This window comes from Lelliottia sp. F153 (assembly GCF_002870005.1).
Taxonomy (GTDB): domain Bacteria; phylum Pseudomonadota; class Gammaproteobacteria; order Enterobacterales; family Enterobacteriaceae; genus Enterobacter; species Enterobacter nimipressuralis.
The window spans coordinates 31,464-49,388 of sequence record NZ_PKFT01000004.1 but is presented as its reverse complement, the minus strand read 5'-3'; the positions used below and the strand labels follow the sequence as shown (position 1 = coordinate 49,388).

Annotated in this window: 16 protein-coding genes; 15 read left to right on the top strand and 1 reads right to left on the bottom strand. The window is 56.5% G+C overall.

Annotation, left to right across the window (positions count from 1 at the left end; genetic code table 11):
• Window positions 1-117: 117 nt before the first annotated feature.
• From motA to cheW, 4 genes are read left to right on the top strand one after another with little or no spacing between them, the layout of a single operon-like run.
• Window positions 118-1,005 (top strand): flagellar motor stator protein MotA, encoded by an 888-nt coding sequence (gene motA / locus F153LOC_RS12235; RefSeq protein WP_100779745.1) that lies wholly within the window; start codon window positions 118-120, stop codon window positions 1,003-1,005.
• Window positions 1,002-1,931, top strand: coding sequence for a flagellar motor protein MotB (gene motB / locus F153LOC_RS12230; protein ID WP_102104001.1), 930 nt, complete (start codon window positions 1,002-1,004; stop codon window positions 1,929-1,931). Before motA ends, motB begins: the two co-directional genes overlap by 4 nt.
• A 4-nt stretch (window positions 1,932-1,935) precedes the next feature.
• Window positions 1,936-3,975, top strand: a complete 2,040-nt coding sequence (gene cheA / locus F153LOC_RS12225) for a chemotaxis protein CheA (RefSeq protein WP_102104000.1) — start codon at window positions 1,936-1,938, stop codon at window positions 3,973-3,975.
• Window positions 3,976-3,995: 20 nt separating this feature from the next.
• Window positions 3,996-4,499 carry a chemotaxis protein CheW gene (gene cheW / locus F153LOC_RS12220; protein ID WP_095282421.1) on the top strand — a complete coding sequence of 168 codons (504 nt, stop codon included), beginning with the start codon at window positions 3,996-3,998 and terminating at the stop codon, window positions 4,497-4,499.
• 83 nt (window positions 4,500-4,582) lie between these two features.
• Here the strand turns inward: cheW and F153LOC_RS12215 are convergent, their stop codons facing one another.
• Window positions 4,583-5,842, bottom strand: coding sequence for a dicarboxylate/amino acid:cation symporter (locus F153LOC_RS12215; RefSeq protein ID WP_100779748.1), 1,260 nt, complete (start codon window positions 5,840-5,842; stop codon window positions 4,583-4,585).
• 433 nt (window positions 5,843-6,275) lie between these two features.
• Between F153LOC_RS12215 and F153LOC_RS12210 the strand changes: the two genes are divergently transcribed.
• The 11 genes from F153LOC_RS12210 (at window position 6,276) to cheZ (ending at window position 17,887) form a co-directional block, all read left to right on the top strand.
• Entirely contained in the window at window positions 6,276-6,845 is a 570-nt protein-coding gene (locus tag F153LOC_RS12210; protein ID WP_100779749.1) for a spore coat protein U domain-containing protein, read from the top strand.
• A gap of 14 nt (window positions 6,846-6,859) precedes the next feature.
• Window positions 6,860-7,408: a spore coat U domain-containing protein gene (locus F153LOC_RS12205; protein ID WP_100779750.1), complete on the top strand. Its 549-nt coding sequence runs from the start codon at window positions 6,860-6,862 to the stop codon at window positions 7,406-7,408.
• A gap of 16 nt (window positions 7,409-7,424) precedes the next feature.
• Complete coding sequence (locus F153LOC_RS12200; protein ID WP_100779751.1) at window positions 7,425-8,174, top strand: molecular chaperone; 750 nt, start codon at window positions 7,425-7,427, stop codon at window positions 8,172-8,174.
• A complete protein-coding gene (locus F153LOC_RS12195) occupies window positions 8,150-10,534 on the top strand; it encodes a fimbria/pilus outer membrane usher protein (protein ID WP_102103999.1) in 2,385 nt (794 codons plus the stop codon). Before F153LOC_RS12200 ends, F153LOC_RS12195 begins: the two co-directional genes overlap by 25 nt.
• On the top strand, window positions 10,531-11,496 hold the full coding sequence (locus F153LOC_RS12190) for a spore coat U domain-containing protein (protein WP_102103998.1): 966 nt from the start codon (window positions 10,531-10,533) through the stop codon (window positions 11,494-11,496). Before F153LOC_RS12195 ends, F153LOC_RS12190 begins: the two co-directional genes overlap by 4 nt.
• Window positions 11,497-11,580: 84 nt before the next feature.
• Window positions 11,581-13,248, top strand: coding sequence for a methyl-accepting chemotaxis protein II (gene tar / locus F153LOC_RS12185; protein WP_100779754.1), 1,668 nt, complete (start codon window positions 11,581-11,583; stop codon window positions 13,246-13,248).
• 43 nt (window positions 13,249-13,291) lie between these two features.
• Window positions 13,292-14,893, top strand: a complete 1,602-nt coding sequence (tap, locus tag F153LOC_RS12180; RefSeq protein WP_102103997.1) for a methyl-accepting chemotaxis protein IV — start codon at window positions 13,292-13,294, stop codon at window positions 14,891-14,893.
• A gap of 20 nt (window positions 14,894-14,913) precedes the next feature.
• Window positions 14,914-15,780 (top strand): protein-glutamate O-methyltransferase CheR, encoded by an 867-nt coding sequence (gene cheR / locus F153LOC_RS12175; RefSeq protein WP_100779756.1) that lies wholly within the window; start codon window positions 14,914-14,916, stop codon window positions 15,778-15,780.
• Window positions 15,777-16,826, top strand: a complete 1,050-nt coding sequence (locus F153LOC_RS12170; protein WP_100779757.1) for a chemotaxis response regulator protein-glutamate methylesterase — start codon at window positions 15,777-15,779, stop codon at window positions 16,824-16,826. The genes cheR and F153LOC_RS12170 overlap by 4 nt, the downstream gene beginning before the upstream one ends.
• Before the next feature lie 16 nt (window positions 16,827-16,842).
• Window positions 16,843-17,232, top strand: a complete 390-nt coding sequence (cheY, locus tag F153LOC_RS12165; RefSeq protein WP_095282410.1) for a chemotaxis response regulator CheY — start codon at window positions 16,843-16,845, stop codon at window positions 17,230-17,232.
• A gap of 10 nt (window positions 17,233-17,242) precedes the next feature.
• Window positions 17,243-17,887, top strand: coding sequence for a protein phosphatase CheZ (gene cheZ / locus F153LOC_RS12160; protein WP_100780859.1), 645 nt, complete (start codon window positions 17,243-17,245; stop codon window positions 17,885-17,887).
• Window positions 17,888-17,925 lie beyond the last annotated feature (38 nt).

The window sequence follows — 17,925 nt, the reverse complement described above, 5'->3', positions numbered from 1 at the left end:
CGTGTGGGAAAGATTCCAGCAGCGGTAAGAAATTACCGCTGCTTTTTTTTACCCCGCATTCCGGTAACGCCTTCGAACTCAACATCCTGTCATGGTCTCTAGCGGAAGGATGATGTCGTGCTTATCTTATTAGGTTACCTGGTTGTTATCGGTACAGTTTTCGGCGGTTATATGATGACCGGCGGGCACCTGGGAGCACTCTATCAACCGGCTGAACTGATTATTATCGGCGGCGCAGGGGTAGGTGCTTTTATCGTTGGCAACAACGGTAAATCGATTAAAGGAACGCTCAAAGCGCTCCCATTACTGTTTCGTCGTTCAAAATACACCAAAAGCATGTATATGGACCTGCTGGCGCTGCTCTATCGTCTGATGGCAAAGTCGCGTCAACAGGGCATGTTCTCGTTGGAACGTGATATTGAGAACCCGAAAGAGAGCGAAATTTTCGCCAGTTATCCACGTATTCTCGCTGACGCGATGATGCTGGATTTTATCGTCGATTATCTTCGACTCATCATCAGCGGCAACATGAACACCTTCGAGATTGAAGCGCTGATGGACGAAGAGATCGAAACTCACGAAAGCGAATCCGAAGTGCCGGCTAACGCCCTGGCGCTGGTGGGGGATTCACTGCCGGCTTTCGGTATCGTCGCAGCGGTGATGGGCGTGGTACACGCACTGGCCTCCGCCGACCGTCCGGCCGCAGAGCTGGGGGCACTGATTGCCCACGCAATGGTTGGGACATTCCTCGGTATTCTTCTCGCCTACGGTTTTATCTCGCCGCTGGCAAGCGTACTACGCCAGAAGAGTGCGGAAACTACCAAGATGATGCAGTGCGTGAAGATCACCCTGCTGTCAAACCTGAACGGCTACGCACCGCCAATCGCGGTGGAATTCGGGCGTAAAACCCTGTACTCCAGCGAGCGTCCATCGTTTGTCGAGCTTGAAGAACACGTCCGCGCTGTGAAGAACCCTAACCAACAGACGACGACTGAGGACGCATGAAAAATCAGTCCCATCCCATCGTCATAGTTAAAAAGCGCAAACACAAAGGCCATGGGGGCGGTTCCCATGGCTCGTGGAAAATCGCTTACGCGGACTTTATGACCGCAATGATGGCGTTTTTCCTGGTGATGTGGCTGATTTCCATCTCCAGCCCGAAAGAGCTGATTCAGATCGCGGAGTATTTCAGAACACCGCTGGCGACGGCGGTGACGGGCGGGCAGCGAATCGCGAACAGCGACAGCCCAATCCCTGGCGGGGGTGATGATTACACCCAGCAAAAGGGTGAAGTGAAGAAAGAGCCGAATATCGACGAGCTGAAAAAACGCATGGAGCAGGCGCGGTTGAAAAAACTGCGTGGCGACCTCGACCAGCTCATCGAGGCTGACCCGAAACTGCGCGCGCTGCGTCCACATTTGAAAATCGATCTGGTGCAGGAAGGGTTACGCATCCAGATTATTGATAGCCAGAACCGCCCAATGTTCAAAACCGGCAGCGCGGAAGTTGAGCCTTATATGCGCGATATTTTGCGCGGTATTGCGCCGGTGCTGAACGGTATTCCGAACCGCATCAGTCTCTCTGGCCATACGGATGATTTCCCGTATGCCAACGGCGAAAAGGGATACAGCAACTGGGAGCTTTCTGCCGATCGTGCCAACGCCTCGCGTCGCGAGCTGGTGGTGGGTGGGCTTGATGAAGGCAAAGTCCTGCGCGTCGTCGGAATGGCCGCCACCATGCGGGTGACCGATCGCGGCCCGGACGATGCCATCAACCGTCGTATCAGTCTTTTAGTGCTCAATCAGCAGGCGGAGCAGACCATTCTGCACGAAAACGCCGAAAGCCAGAATGAGTCACTGGATGATTTAAAACAGCCAGGGGCAGTGCCTTCGGCTGCCGTTCCAACATCGCCACCAGCCAATCCGAGGTGATAGCGTGAGCATGGATATTAGCGATTTTTACCAGACGTTTTTTGATGAAGCCGACGAGTTGTTGGCGGACATGGAGCAGCATCTGCTGGATTTAGTGCCTGAGGCACCGGATTCAGAACAGCTCAATGCCATTTTCCGTGCGGCACATTCCATTAAAGGTGGCGCCGGAACATTTGGTTTTACCATTTTGCAGGAAACTACCCATTTAATGGAGAACCTGCTGGATGAAGCTCGTCGCGGTGAGATGCAGCTCAACACCGACATTATTAACCTGTTTTTGGAAACCAAAGATATTATGCAGGAACAGCTCGACGCCTATAAAAGCTCGCAAGAGCCAGATGCTGCAAGCTTTGAATACATCTGCAACGCACTGCGCCAGTTAGCTCTGGAAGCGAAGGGCGAAGTCGCTGCACCTGCGGTCAGCGCGGCAAAATTAAGCGTGGTTGATGCACTGGCGTCAGAAGACGCGACCCCGCCTGCAGCCGAAGCAAAGCTGCGCGTGGTGCTCTCTCGTCTGAAAGAGAGTGAAGTGAATCTGCTGGAAGAAGAGCTGGGTAACCTGGCGACCCTGAGCAACATCGTTAAAGGCCCCGATAGTCTGGCAGCTACCATCGATGGCGGTATCGGTCAGGATGATATCGTCGCGGTGCTGTGCTTCGTGATTGAAGCCGACCAGATCACCTTTGAAACTGAAACAGCGGCTGCAGAAGCCCCCGTTGAGGTCGCGGAAGTGGTGGCAGCGCCTGACGTGAGCGTGCCAGCGGTAGTTGCCCCGACGCCCGTGCTGAAAGCCGTTCCTGGCGAATCGGCTGCGCCGAACCGCGCTGAACGTGAAAAACCGGCGGCCCGCAGCAGTGAATCCACCAGTATCCGCGTGGCGGTAGAGAAGGTCGATCAGCTGATTAACCTGGTGGGCGAACTGGTGATTACCCAGTCCATGCTGGCGCAACGTTCGAACGAACTGGACCCGGTGACCCACGGCGATCTGATTACCAGCATGGGTCAGTTACAACGTAACGCCCGCGATCTGCAGGAATCGGTGATGTCCATCCGTATGATGCCGATGGAGTACGTCTTCAGCCGCTTCCCGCGTCTGGTCCGCGACCTGGCCAGCAAGCTGAACAAACAGATTGAACTGACCCAGCTGGGGAGTTCAACCGAGCTGGATAAGAGCCTGATTGAGCGCATTATCGATCCGTTAACGCACCTGGTGCGTAACAGCCTCGATCACGGCATTGAATCCCCGGAAAACCGTATTGCGGCAGGGAAATCCCCGGTCGGTAACCTGATTCTGTCCGCAGAACATCAGGGCGGCAACATCTGCATTGAAGTCACCGATGACGGCGCAGGCCTGAACCGCGAGCGTATTCTGGCGAAAGCTCTTTCGCAGGGCATGCAGGTGAACGAGAACATGACCGATGAAGAAGTCGGCATGCTGATCTTCGCCCCGGGCTTCTCGACTGCCGAGCAGGTGACTGATGTGTCGGGCCGTGGCGTGGGCATGGACGTGGTAAAACGTAACATCCAGGAGATGGGCGGCCACGTTGAGATCAAGTCTAAGCAAGGTTCCGGCACCACTATCCGTATCCTGCTGCCCCTGACGCTGGCGATCCTCGACGGGATGTCCGTGAAGGTCGCCGACGAAGTATTTATTCTTCCGCTGAATGCGGTGATGGAGTCCCTGCAGCCGCGTGATGAAGATCTGCATCCGCTGGCCGGTGGCGAGCGCGTGCTGGAAGTGCGTGGCGAGTATCTGCCGCTGGTGGAACTGTGGAAAGTGTTTGAAGTCGACGGCGCGAAGACCGAAGCGACTCAGGGCATCGTGGTTATTCTGCAAAGCGCGGGGCGCCGCTATGCGCTGCTGGTCGATCAACTGATTGGTCAGCACCAGGTGGTGGTCAAAAACCTCGAAAGCAACTACCGCAAAGTGCCAGGAATTTCAGCTGCCACCATCCTTGGCGATGGCAGCGTCGCACTGATCGTCGATGTGTCGGCGCTTCAGGGTTTAAATCGTGAACAACGTGTGGCGTACACAGCCGCCTGATTAGTTAAGAAGGTATAAACATGACCGGTATGAGTAATGTAACGAAACTGGCCGGCGAGCCATCAGGGCAGGAATTCCTGGTTTTCACTTTAGGCGATGAAGAGTACGGCATCGATATTCTTAAAGTGCAGGAGATTCGCGGCTACGATCAGGTGACTCGCATTGCCAACACACCTTCCTTTATCAAAGGTGTGACCAACCTGCGTGGTGTCATTGTCCCTATCGTCGATCTGCGCGTGAAGTTTAGCCAGGGTGACGTGGAGTATAACGACAACACTGTGGTAATCGTCCTGAACCTGGGCCAGCGCGTAGTGGGTATCGTGGTCGATGGCGTTTCTGACGTGCTGTCGCTGACCGCCGATCAGATCCGCCCGGCACCGGAATTCGCGGTGACCCTGTCTACCGAATACCTGACCGGTCTGGGCGCGTTGGGCGACCGTATGCTGATTCTGGTGAACATCGAGAAACTGCTGAACAGCGACGAGATGGCCCTGCTGGATATCGCGGCGAGTCACGTGGCGTGATGTGATGCCGGGGAGACCCGGCAGAGAATGGCATTAACAGATAAAGCCGGGTGAGCGTTAGCGCTACCCGGCTTTTTTACCTCTTACGCTTCCTGCTCAATGAGTTCCGGCTCTTCTTCCAGCAGCCCTTCGTTTTGTGCCAGCATCGCCGTTGCAATCCCGTTGCCCAGCACATTAATCGCAGAACGCCCCATATCGAGGAAATGGTCGATCCCCATCAGCAGCAAGATCCCTGCGACAGGAATGTTGAAGCTTGGGATGGTCGCGGCTAATACCACCAGCGCGGAACGTGGCACGCCTGCGATCCCCTTGGAAGCCAGCATCAGCGTCAGCATCAGAACGGTGACTTCGGCAAAACTCAGATGAATATTGTAAGCCTGCGCGATAAACATCGACGCAAAGGAGCAGTACACCATCGAGCCGACCAGGTTAAAGGAGTAACCAATCGGCAGAACGAAGGAGACGATATTGCGGGAACAGCCGAAGCGGGTGAGCTGCTCCAGGGTTTTCGGGTAGGCCGCTTCGGAGCTGCTGGTGGTGAACGCGACCAGCACCGGATCTTTCAGCATGCTGACCAGGCGGAAAACCTCTTTTTTCAGCACCATGTATCCCACCGCCAGCAGCACCAGGCAGGTGAGCATAATCGCCACGTAATATCCGCCGATAAAGGAAGCGTAGTTGAGCAAAATCCCCAGCCCCTGAGTGGCGATGACTGACGAGATGGCCGCAAATATCGCCAGCGGTGCAACGTACATCACATAGCCCGTGACTTTCAACATGATGTGAGACACCACATCCAGCGCAGCGACGAGGGGGGCATTGAACTTCTCGCCCAGAGACGCGCCGCCGATGCCAAAGAACATCGAGAAAACGACGATTTGCAGAATTTCATTATTCGCCATCGCCCCGACAATACTGGTCGGAATGGTGTGCGACAGGAAGCCCTTGAGTGACATCCCGCTCACTGCCAGCCCGGTGTCGACAGAACCGGCGGGGATCGTCAGGTTCAGGCCCGTACCCGGCTGTTCGAGAGTGACAATAAACAAGCCGACCAGAATCGACAGCACGGAGGAGCTGATAAACCACACCATCGCTTTACCGCCCACGCGGCCAATGGTGGAGGTTTCGCCAAGCTTCATAATGCCCACCGTCAGCGTACTAAACACCAGCGGCGCGATAACCATTTTGATCAGTCGGAGGAAAATATCGGTGAGGAGTGTGATGTTGTCTGCCCAGGTCGCGATCGCGTCGGCAGACGCGTACTCGTGAATAACTGCCCCTGAAAGAATACCCGCCAGCATGAAAATCACGATGAACAGTGTGAGTTTGTTTGCACTTGCCACGAAAAAAGACCCTCTGTTATGCGCTTAAGTTTCATCAGTGCGCTGAGTCATATAATTTTTTAATTTCAGCGCACAAATACATTCATCGCATAAATTGAAGTAAAGCGAATACAGATACAACTATTTTTTAAGTTTTATTGATTTTGTTATCTCTTTGTGACCGATATATTGTGACCTAAATCACAGTATTATGAATATATCCTCCTGATGCCCACTTTTAAACCTGCCCGGTAAGTAATAACTGTCTGTTTTATATGGTAATAAAGTGTCAATACCGCAAAGGCATGAGGCGAACCGGAGCAGGTGGTTGAACCCCGATCCATAAACTAAATTCACAATGAGTGCTCATTGGGAAGGTTAAGTGCTGCTAACGGATTGAGTACTCTCAATAAAATACGAAAAAACGAAGGGCACACTTCCTGGAGGGCTGTAAATGAAAAGTAAACTCCTTCTGATCTGTACGGGCGGCATGCTGGCGTTAGCGGCACATCAGGCGATAGCGGTGACCAGTAGCGGAACCATCGGCGCTACCCTGACGCTAACCAACGGTTGCCTGATCAACGGCTCTCCGACGCAAAACGGTATTAATTTCGGTAGCCTCGACTTCGGGACGCATCCCGCAACCTTCTCCACTCTGACTACCCAGCTTGCGGGGGCCAGCGGCGGGAATACCTTCACCATCCAGTGTACGACCGCCAGTTATACGGTGGCGATCACCGGAAACACTAACTCCACCGCGCCAGGCACCGTCGTCGGAACGCCGGGCACGCCCGCACGTTATCTGGTGAATACCGCCAACACCGCGCAGGGCGTGGCCTATAGCCTGTTTAGCGACAGCGGATTTAATAACATCATTGCCAACAACGCACCGCTCCCAGTGGCTTCCACCGCAGGCGGCGTCGACAGTTACACCCTGTATGGCCGCATCACCGGGGGCGGAAACAGCGTCACCGTGGTACCGGGAACCTATACGGACACCATTAACGTCAGTGTGACCTACTAGTTCAAGCGCCGGAAATGACCGAAGTCATCGCACGTCTGCGAAAAATCGCAGAGGGAAAACTGCGCCTTTTTTTTGCTCTCTGCGCCGGGTTAGTGACGGCGGGAACGGCGCACGCGGTCACCTCGCAGTCGTTTCAGGTGTCGGCGACGATAACGCCCGGCTGCTCGGTGACGACAGGCACCGGTGGGGTGCTCGGTACGCTCAACTTCGGTACGCGGTCGGGCGTCGCCACCGGGCAGGTCAGCACCAGTTTTGTGCCGAACGGATCCTTGTCGATCGCCTGCACACCGAATGTTGCGCTGAGTATGAGTATCGACGGCGGGCAACATTATTCCTCCGTGCGCCGTATGCAGCGCGCCAGCGGCACGGAAATGGTGGCCTACCGGCTGTACAGCAGCAGTTCGCTGGCGGCAAACAGTGAGATCGGGGTCAATCAGGCGGTGCCGGTGACCTATACCAATAGCAACAATATTGCGCTGCCGCTGTTTGGTGTGGCGCTTTTGACAGGGTTTAGCCCTGCCGGAACCTATTCAGATCAACTCACCGTGACGTTGTCATGGTGAAACAGGGAGAAGGGCAATGAAGGCACCAATGATTCGCTATGGCGTACTGGGGATGTGGGCGATGCTGGCCATGATGTCGGGACGGGCCAATGCAGCGGCGACCATTTTGCTCTGGCCGATTGACCCTTGGCTTTCGGCCGACACCAAAGCCACCGAGCTGTGGATCCAGAATCAGGGGAACAGCGCCACCACCATGCAGGTGCGAATTATGCGCTGGAAACAGGAGAACGGATTTGAGCGCTACACCGCTCAGCAGGATGTGGTTGCCAGCCCGCCGATTGTGACCATTGGCAAAGACGGCAAACAGCTGATTCGCCTGATCAAACAGGGCAACGTTCCGATGGGCGTTGAACAAGCCTACCGCATTATCGTCGATGAAATTCCCCAGCCTGCTGACAAATCTCAGCCTGAAATTGGCCTGAAAATCCAGATGCGCTACTCCATTCCGCTGTTCGTTTACGGACAAGGCATCCCAACAATAAAAGAGGGGGCGCATCACGCGCTGGCCGATACGCAAAATCTGAGCTGGAAGATTATTCAGGAAGGAGGAAAACCCGCGCTGCAGGTGCGTAATCGGGGGGACGTTCACGTCCGTTTAAGCCAGGTGGTGCTGGATAAACGCACCATCGCTGACGGTCTGCTCGGCTATGTTCTCCCGGACAGCACCCGCAGCTGGCCGCTTCCGGCGGGCGTGCATCAGGCAAGCCAGATGAGTGCGCAAATTAATGCCGGGAATACGCAATGGCAGTCGGCGCCCGTCCACTGAAACCGGCGATGATTATCCTGCTTTGTGTTTCGACCAGCGCCTGGGCCGAATCTGGCGATGACAGTTTACCGCCCCCGCCAGATGCGCAGGCGATAAATAGCGAAGCAGTGTTTCAGCTCTCGGTGGTGATCAACCACTATGACACTGGACTGGTGGTCCCCGTCACGCAGCGCAACGGGACCTTTTTTATCTCCAGTGCGGATCTGCTGCGCGCGGGTTTACCGCCGGAGCAGGTGCCCAACGGTGAGGTCGATCTCTCCCGTCTCTCGAAGGTGCGCGTTGAATATGACAGCGCCGCCCAGCGCCTGCTGCTTAACGTCCCCCGCGACTGGATATCGGCCCGCGTTACCCCCTTTAGCGGGCAGCCGACCCAAAGCAAACCGCAGTACGGCAAAGGGGCGCTGCTCAATTACGATCTCTACACCAACCACACGGAGCATATTGGCGGCCAGGCGTCGCTCTGGCATGAGTTCCGCTATTTCAATGAAAACGGATCGCTCTCTTCAACGGGGTATACCCGCAAAAGTTTTGCCGGTGACACGGGCCAGCAGGAAGGGTACGTACGTTACGACACCACGGTGATGATCACCAACGAAGACGACGCCACAACCTGGACGGTCGGAGATGTGATCAGCGATGCTCTGAGCTGGAGCAGCAGTGTGCGCATGGGCGGGATCAGCTACGGACGCGACTTCTCCCTGCGCCCGGATCTCGTCACCTGGCCACTGCCGGAGTTTTCCGGTGAAGCGGCGGTGCCGACCTCCGTGGATCTGTTTATCAACGGCTACCGCTCCGGCTCCACGCAGCTCCAGCCTGGCCCGTTCACCCTGACCAATCTGCCCTACATCAATGGCGCAGGGGACGCCGTGCTGATCACCACCGATGCACTCGGGCGCCAGGTCAGCACCACAATGCCGTTTTATGTCACCAGCGATCTGCTCAAACAGGGGCTGAGCGACGGGGCGGTGACGCTTGGCAGCCTGCGCCGCAACTACGGTATTGAGAATTTTGACTACGGCCCGGCGGCGGGCAGCGGCTCCTATCGCTACGGCTTAACCGACTGGCTGACGCTGGAAGGGCACGGCGAAGCCGCCGAGGAGCTGGCGCTGGGCGGCGCAGGAACCGTGGTGAAACTGGGGCGCTACGGCGTGGTGAATTCTTCGTATACCCACAGCCGGATGCGCGGAGACGATGGCGGGCAGATTAACTGGGGCTATCAGTACAGTACCAGCGCGTTCAGTCTGGCGACGCAGCACTCCCGACGCGATCGCGGCTACGGCAACCTGGCGCTGTACGATCAGCCCACGATCTATGATGAACACGATCAGCCGATCGCTAGCCTCAGTCGCAACACGGATCAATATTCCCTGACCTTTAATCTCGGGGAGTACGGCAATATCGGCGCGGCGTGGATTGGCGTCGAGAGTTTTGATAGCCAAAAAACTGAGCTGCTGAACTTGTCATGGAGCCGCAACCTGTGGGGAAGCAGCAGCATCTATCTCGCCGCCAGCCGCGATCAGCAGCGCGGCGACTGGACGGTGGCAATGTCCCTGCAAATTCCGATTGGCGAACGCGACAGCGCCGCCGTCACCCTCGAAAACACGCCGGATTCCGGCAGCACCCAGCGCATAAACTACAACCACTCGATGCCGTCCGACGGCGGGCTGAGCTGGAACATGGCGTGGGCCAATCAGTCAAAATCACGCAACTACCAGCAAGGGACGCTGGGCTGGCGCAACAACAATATCGAAGTGCAGGGCGGCGGTTACGGTGAACAGGACATGATGACCTGGTGGGGCGAGGCGATGGGGTCCATCGTGCTGATGGACAACGAGCTGTTTGCGGCCAACAAAATCAACGATGCCTTTGTGGTGATCAGCACCGATGGTCACCCGGATGTACCGGTCAATTATGAAAACCAGCCGGTCGGTAAAACCAACCGCAATGGCTATTTGCTGGTGAGCGGCGTCTCGGCCTACTACCCGGCGAGTTACAGCATCAATACCCTGAATCTGCCCGCTGATACGCGGCTTAAGGAGACGGAACGCCGGGTGGCGATTCGCCGTCATAGCGGTTTTCTGGTGGATTTCCCGATGGAGCAGGAGCGGGTGGCGAGCGTGATTTTGCACGATCCGCAGGGGCTGGCGATTCCCGTTGGCAGCCAGGTGCGGCGCGCCTCGCGCAGCACGGCGGTGGTCGGCTATGACGGTATCGCCTGGCTGGAAAATCTGACCGATGTGAACCCGCTGGAAGTGATTTTGCCGGAGGGGAAACGTTGCTACGCCACGCTGACGGTGGGCGCCAATCCGGAGCATAAACTGCAAACTTTCGGGCCGCTGACCTGCCGGGAGGCCCCGTGAAACGTCTGCTGATCGCCCTGGTGCTTCTGATACTCTCGGGCGGCAGCTGGGCGGCCTGTACCGTCAGCACCGTCAACGCCTCGTTTGGCAGCGTGACTTCGTTTGCCCTCAGCGGAACGGGCGAAGTTGAAACCACCGGCACGCTGGTGGTGAGCTGCGATGCGATCCTGAATTTACTCACCAATGACTCGGTCACCCTGAACTACACGGCGGCGACCGTCTCGGCCAACAGCCGCGCGACAATGAAACGCACGGACAATGCGGCCATCACCGACGTTATCCCCACGCGGCTGTGTGGGCTGTCGGGCTGTTCCGGCAGCAGCGAAGTGCAGATCGCCAAAGCCTACACCTGGAACGGCAGTACGCTGTTAAATCTGCTGGGTGCCAAGCAGTACAACATTCCGCTCTATTTTCGCACGGTGGCGGGGCAAAACGTGACGGCGGGGCCTTATCAGGTGGTGCTGACTTTCAGCATTAACTACAACGTCTGCTCCGTGGGGGCCGTGGGTTTATGCCTTACGCCACAAACCGGTACGGCGACGACCAGCATTACGCTGAACATGAACGTCACCAACAACTGTAGTGCGATGACCACGCCCAACGTCAACTTTAACAGCGCGCCGCTGGTGCAAAATTTCCCCACCGTTTCTCAGGCCATTGCAGTCACCTGCACCAAGGGCAGCGTCTATACCATCGGCATCAATAATGGGGCGAATGCCCTCAACGGCGTGCGCCGGATGGTGAGCGGCAGCAACTACATGAGCTACGACATCTATAAAGAGGCGACCACCAACCGCTGGGGAGGCAGCGGTACCGAGCGCTGGACCAGCGCCACCTCATCGCTGCTGAGCGCTGACGGGCTTTTGCGTACCTATAACTACACCGCCAAAGTGCTGACCAGCCAGACCACACCCCCCGCCGGAACCTATACCGACACGTTGATCGTCGACGTCGCATTCTGAATTGACGCTTTTCCCTTTCGCAAATGTAAAGTTCCCTCAGCCTTTGCCGATAACACCGTTAATAAATCTTAGAGAAGGTGTTGTATGTTGAACCGTATCCGCGTTGTCACAATGCTGATGATGGTGCTGGTCATTTTCGCACTTCTTCAGCTTATTTCCGGTGGGCTGTTTTTCTCATCCTTAAAAAATAATCAGCAGAGCTTTGCTGTTTCGAACGACTTACGCCTCCAGCAAAGTGAACTGACGTCGACCTGGGATCTGATGCTGCAAACGCGTATCAACCTGAGCCGTTCTTCTGCGCGCATGATGATGGACCCGAACAACCAGCAAAGCAGCGCGAAAACGGATCTGTTGAAAAACGCCCGCGCCACCCTGGCTGACGCCGCAAAACATTACGACGCCTTCAAAAAGATTACGCCGCTGCCTTCGATGGTAGAGGTGAGCGAGAACATTGACGAAAAATACACCGCCTATGCGGCCGGGCTGACGGAACTTATCCAGTTCCTTGAGAGCGGAAACATGGACGCCTATTTCGCCCAGCCGACGCAGGGGATGCAAAATGCCCTCGGTAAAGCGCTGGGGGAATACGCCTCGGCCAGCAGCGAGCAGTATCACACCGCCTTTAATGAAAGTAAGGACGACTACCGCTTTGCCAAATGGCAAATGGCGATCCTCGCGCTGGCGCTGGTGATCGTGCTGGTGGGTGTCTGGTACGGCATTCGCGCGATTCTGCTGAATCCGCTGGGCCGGGTGATTGGTCACATTCGTGAGATTGCCAGCGGCGATCTTACAAAAACGCTGGTGATCTCCGGTCGCAATGAAATCACCGAGCTGGCGAGCAGCGTGGATCACATGCAGCGCTCTCTGACCGATACGGTGACGAATGTGCGTCAGGGTTCGGATGCGATTTACACCGGCACCAGCGAAATCGCCATGGGTAACAACGATCTCTCCTCGCGTACCGAAGAGCAGGCCTCTGCGCTTGAAGAGACCGCCGCCAGCATGGAAGAGCTGACCGCCACCGTGAAGCAAAACGCCGATAACGCCCGTCAGGCGGCACATCTGGCTGAAAGCGCCTCCGAAACTGCCCAGCGCGGCGGCAAGGTGGTCGATGGTGTGGTGAAAACCATGCACGAGATTGCCGGTAGCTCGAAAAAAATCGCCGATATTATCAGCGTGATCGACGGAATTGCCTTTCAGACAAATATCCTGGCCCTCAACGCCGCTGTCGAAGCCGCACGAGCGGGCGAGCAGGGGCGCGGATTTGCGGTGGTGGCCGGTGAAGTGCGCAACCTGGCGAGCCGCAGTGCCAACGCGGCAAAAGAGATTAAATCCCTGATTGAAGATTCCGTGGCGCGCGTTGATACCGGCTCAGTGCTGGTGGAGAGCGCCGGGGAAACCATGACCGACATCGTTAACGCGGTCACGCGCGTCACTGACATCATGGCGGAGATCGCTTCGGCATCCGATGAGCAGAGCCGCGGGATTGACCAGGTCGCACTGGCGGTCTCGGAAATGGATCGTGTGACACAACAAAACGCCGCGCTGGTGCAGGAGTCCGCTGCGGCGGCCGCTGCGCTGGAAGACCAGGCGAGCCGTCTGAAGATGGCCGTCTCGGCGTTTCGCCTTACCTCTACACCTCAAAATACGGTGGCGTCCAGGGCAGCACCTGCCGGGACCGCGCCTGCCGCAAGGGTGAAACACACTCGTGCGTCGGCAGCCGGACAAGAAGAAAACTGGGAAACATTTTGACTGATAGTTAACCGCGGCTGCTGGCCGCTTGATGGGAGCGTGGATGTTAAATCGTATTCGTATCTCGACCACACTGTTTTTGATTCTGATCCTTTGCGGTGTGTTGCAGGTTGGCAGTAATGGATTGTCTTTCTGGGCTTTTCGCGATGGCTATCAGAACTTACAGGAAGTTGAGACGAGTAATCAGCAGCGTTCCACGCTTGCACAAACGCGCGCAGTGCTTCTGCAGGCCAGCACTGCGCTGAACAAAGCGGGCACATTAACGGCATTGAGCTACCCGCCAGACGATATTAAGGCGTTGATGACCACCGCGCGGGATAGCCTCAAGCAGGCCGACGCGCAGTTTAAAGCCTTCAGTGCGCAGGAAGCGGTCAGCGATAAAGGGAAAGCGCTGAAAGCCGAAATGCAGAAGGGCTATGCCCAGTGGCACAGCGATCTGGAGCATCAGGCGACCTGGCTTGAGAACAACCAGCTGTCAGACTTTCTGACCGCGCCGGTGCAGGAGTCGCAGGCCGCGTTTGATAAAGGTTTTAACGCCTGGCAGCAGGACATCAACCTGTTTGTCCAGGAGGCGAGCCGCGACAGCCAGGCCAGCTACCACATGTCGGGCGTGATTTTCGCCACCATGGTGATTCTGGCGGCCCTGTTGACCGGTGGGGCGCTGCTCTGGTCGCGCAAGATGATCGTATTGCCGCTGGCAATCATCAGCAGCCACTTTGACAGTATCGCTAAAGGCAACCTGGCGCGCCCGGTGGCAGTGTTCGGGAAAAACGAAATTTCTGCCATTTTTGCCAGCCTGAAAGCAATGCAAGGCTCGCTGCGTGAAACGGTGACCGATGTGCGTCAGGGCAGTTATGCCATGCACACCGGGATTTCTGAAATCGCGGCCGGAAACAATGATTTGTCGTCGCGCACCGAACAGCAGGCGGCCTCTCTGGCGCAAACGGCGGCCAGCATGGAACAGTTAACGGCGACCGTCAGCCAGAACGCCGACAACGCCCGTCAGGCGTCGGACCTGGCAAAACAGGCTGCGCTGACGGCGAAAAAGGGGGGCGATCAGGCCTCTAACGTCGCCACCACGATGCAGCAAATTGCCACCAGTTCGCAGAAAATTGGCGACATTATCAGCGTGATTGACGGTATCGCGTTCCAGACGAACATTCTGGCGCTGAACGCCGCGGTCGAAGCGGCACGGGCCGGTGAGCAGGGGCGTGGATTTGCCGTCGTGGCGGGTGAAGTACGTAATCTCGCCAGCCGTAGCGCCAATGCCGCGAAAGAGATTAAGGTGTTGATTGAAGAGTCCGTTTCCCGCGTACAGCAGGGATCGGAGCTGGTTGATACCGCCGCTCACACCATGACGGAGATTGTCACTTCCGTAACGCGTGTGAACGACATTATGGGCGAAATTGCTTCCGCCTCAGACGAACAGCGTCGCGGCATTGAGCAGGTTGCTCAGGCTGTCACGCAGATGGATCAGGTAACGCAACAGAACGCTTCTCTTGTTGAAGAAGCGGCTGCCGCTACTGACCAGCTCGCCAGTCAGGCCGATCATTTGACCAGCCTGGTGGCAGTTTTTAACGTGAAAGAGCAAGTCGAAACAGTAGCAGAAGTCGGGCGGTCGCAGGCCGTGCCAGTTGTATCCTGAAAGTGAATTAAGAAGGCGCTATGACCTCACCAAACCCCTCGGGGCAATCGTCATTATTGCAGCAAATGACCCAGCGCCTCGCGCTGTCCGACGCGCATTTTCGTCGGATATGTCAGTTGATTTACCAGCGTGCGGGGATTGTGCTTGCCGATCATAAGCGAGACATGGTCTACAACCGGTTAGTCCGGCGCTTACGCACGCTGGAGCTGGATGATTTTGGCCGATATCTGGGCATGCTGGAGGCCAATCCGAACAGCGCAGAGTGGCAGGCGTTTATCAACTCCCTGACCACTAACCTGACAGCGTTTTTCCGTGAAGGTCACCACTTCCCGGTGCTGGCGGAACATGCCCGCCGTCGTAGCGGGGAATACCGCGTCTGGAGCGCAGCGGCGTCGACCGGGGAAGAGCCGTATTCGCTGGCGATTACCCTTGCCGATACGCTGGGCATGGCGCCCGGTCGCTGGAAGGTCTACGCCAGCGACATCGACACCGAAGTGCTGGAGAAAGCGCGTAACGGCGTCTATCGCCAGGACGAACTGAAAACCCTGTCGCCCCAACAGCTACAGCGGTACTTCATGCGCGGGACGGGCCCGCACGAAGGGCTGGTGCGCGTGCGCCAGGAGCTGGCAAATTGCGTGGAATTTGCTCCGGTGAATCTGCTTGATAAGCAGTACAACGTGCCGGGTCCTTTTGATGCAATTTTTTGCCGTAACGTGATGATTTATTTTGATAAAACGACGCAGCAGGAGATTCTGCGCCGTTTTGCTCCGCTGCTTAAGCCTGACGGCTTACTGTTTGCCGGGCATTCGGAGAACTTCAGCAACCTGGCCCGCGAATTTGTGCTGCGTGGGCAGACGGTTTATGCGCTGAGTAAGGAAAAAGCATGAGTAAGATCAGGGTGTTGTCTGTCGATGATTCCGCGTTGATGCGCCAGATCATGACTGAAATTATCAATAGTCATAGCGACATGGAAATGGTGGCGACAGCCCCGGATCCCCTGGTCGCGCGGGATTTAATCAAAAAATTTAACCCCGATGTGCTGACGCTGGATGTGGAGATGCCGCGCATGGACGGCATTGATTTCCTTGAGAAATTAATGCGCCTGCGTCCTATGCCAGTGGTGATGGTCTCCTCGCTGACCGGTAAAGGGTCAGAGATTACCCTGCGTGCGCTGGAGCTGGGGGCGGTGGATTTTGTCACCAAACCGCAGCTGGGCATTCGCGAAGGGATGCTCGCTTACAGTGAGATGATCGCCGAGAAGATCCGCACCGCGTCACGGGCGAAGCTGGCGGCGCATAAACCTGCAGGCGTGCCTGCCACGCTCAAAGCCGGGCCGCTGCTCAGTTCGGAAAAACTGCTGGTGATTGGGGCCTCAACGGGAGGAACAGAGGCAATTCGCCATGTACTCCAGCCATTGCCGCTCTCAAGCCCAGGTATTCTTATTACTCAGCATATGCCGCCGGGCTTTACCCGCTCATTCGCCGAACGTCTGAACAAGCTGTGTCAGATTAGCGTGAAAGAGGCAGAGGACGGCGAACGCGTCCTGCCGGGGCATGCCTATATCGCGCCGGGTGATAAGCATATGGAGCTGGCGCGCAGTGGCGCGAACTATCAAATCAAAATTCATGACGGTCCGCCGGTTAACCGGCACCGTCCGTCAGTGGATGTGCTGTTTCATTCGGTGGCGAAACACGCGGGGCGCAACGCCGTTGGGGTGATCCTGACGGGGATGGGTAACGACGGGGCCGCCGGAATGCTCGCAATGCACCAGGCTGGCGCCTGGACGATTGCGCAGAATGAAGCAAGTTGTGTGGTGTTCGGCATGCCGCGCGAGGCCATCAATATGGGTGGCGTGAGCGAAGTGGTCGATCTTAGCCAGGTTAGCCAGCAGATGCTGGCGAAAATCAGTGCCGGACAGGCAATACGTATTTAATGAGGAGTAGTTTTTTATGGCGGACAAAGAGCTCAGATTTCTGGTTGTGGATGACTTTTCCACCATGCGTCGTATCGTACGCAACCTGCTGAAAGAGCTGGGTTTTAATAACGTTGAAGAAGCAGAAGATGGCGTTGATGCCCTGAACAAACTGCAGGCCGGTGGCTTTGGTTTTGTTATCTCTGACTGGAACATGCCTAACATGGATGGTCTGGAGCTGCTCAAAACAATTCGCGCTGATGGCAATATGTCCTCTCTTCCGGTTCTGATGGTGACTGCAGAAGCGAAGAAAGAGAACATTATTGCGGCAGCACAGGCGGGCGCAAGCGGTTATGTGGTGAAACCATTTACGGCGGCGACTCTGGAAGAGAAGCTCGGCAAGATCTTCGAGAAACTCGGCATGTGAGGTGCTGGTGATGATGCAACCTGCTATGAAACCGGTTGAAGAACATTCAGCCAACGAGATTATTGCCCGCATCGGCAGCCTGACGCGTATGCTGCGCGACAGCCTGCGCGAGCTGGGACTCGACCAGGCGATTGCCGAAGCGGCGGAAGCGATTCCCGATGCGCGCGATCGTCTGGACTACGTTGTGCAGATGACCGCACAGGCAGCAGAGCGCGCCCTGAACAGCGTGGAAGCCTCTCAACCGCATCAGGATGAGATGGAAAAGGGCGCAAAAGCCCTGAGCAAACGCTGGGATGAGTGGTTCGAGAATCCGATCGAACTGGCCGATGCCCGCGAGCTGGTCACGGATACACGCCAGTATCTGGGCGATGTCCCTGGACACACCAGCTTCACCAACGCGCAGCTGCTGGACATCATGATGGCGCAGGATTTCCAGGACCTGACAGGTCAGGTTATCAAGCGCATGATGGATGTGATTCAGGAAATCGAACGTCAGCTGCTGATGGTTCTGCTGGAAAACATGCCAGAGCCTGCTGCGCGTCCGAAACGTGAAAATGAAAGCCTGCTCAATGGCCCGCAGCTCGACACTTCCAAGGCGGGCGTTGTCGCAAGCCAGGATCAGGTGGACGATCTGCTGGACAGTCTCGGCTTCTAATCGCGACGGTTTTTCTCAGGCTGCAGCTGCAGCCTGAG

Coding starts and splice junctions, on each gene's coding strand:
- F153LOC_RS12200 (WP_100779751.1), top strand. CDS start 7,425: ATGAAGGCACCAATGATTCGCTATGGCGTACTGGGGATGTGGGCGATG.
- cheZ (WP_100780859.1), top strand. CDS start 17,243: ATGATGCAACCTGCTATGAAACCGGTTGAAGAACATTCAGCCAACGAG.
- F153LOC_RS12170 (WP_100779757.1), top strand. CDS start 15,777: ATGAGTAAGATCAGGGTGTTGTCTGTCGATGATTCCGCGTTGATGCGC.
- F153LOC_RS12205 (WP_100779750.1), top strand. CDS start 6,860: ATGACCGAAGTCATCGCACGTCTGCGAAAAATCGCAGAGGGAAAACTG.
- cheR (WP_100779756.1), top strand. CDS start 14,914: ATGACCTCACCAAACCCCTCGGGGCAATCGTCATTATTGCAGCAAATG.
- cheY (WP_095282410.1), top strand. CDS start 16,843: ATGGCGGACAAAGAGCTCAGATTTCTGGTTGTGGATGACTTTTCCACC.
- F153LOC_RS12195 (WP_102103999.1), top strand. CDS start 8,150: ATGGCAGTCGGCGCCCGTCCACTGAAACCGGCGATGATTATCCTGCTT.
- tap (WP_102103997.1), top strand. CDS start 13,292: ATGTTAAATCGTATTCGTATCTCGACCACACTGTTTTTGATTCTGATC.
- F153LOC_RS12210 (WP_100779749.1), top strand. CDS start 6,276: ATGAAAAGTAAACTCCTTCTGATCTGTACGGGCGGCATGCTGGCGTTA.
- tar (WP_100779754.1), top strand. CDS start 11,581: ATGTTGAACCGTATCCGCGTTGTCACAATGCTGATGATGGTGCTGGTC.
- motB (WP_102104001.1), top strand. CDS start 1,002: ATGAAAAATCAGTCCCATCCCATCGTCATAGTTAAAAAGCGCAAACAC.
- cheW (WP_095282421.1), top strand. CDS start 3,996: ATGACCGGTATGAGTAATGTAACGAAACTGGCCGGCGAGCCATCAGGG.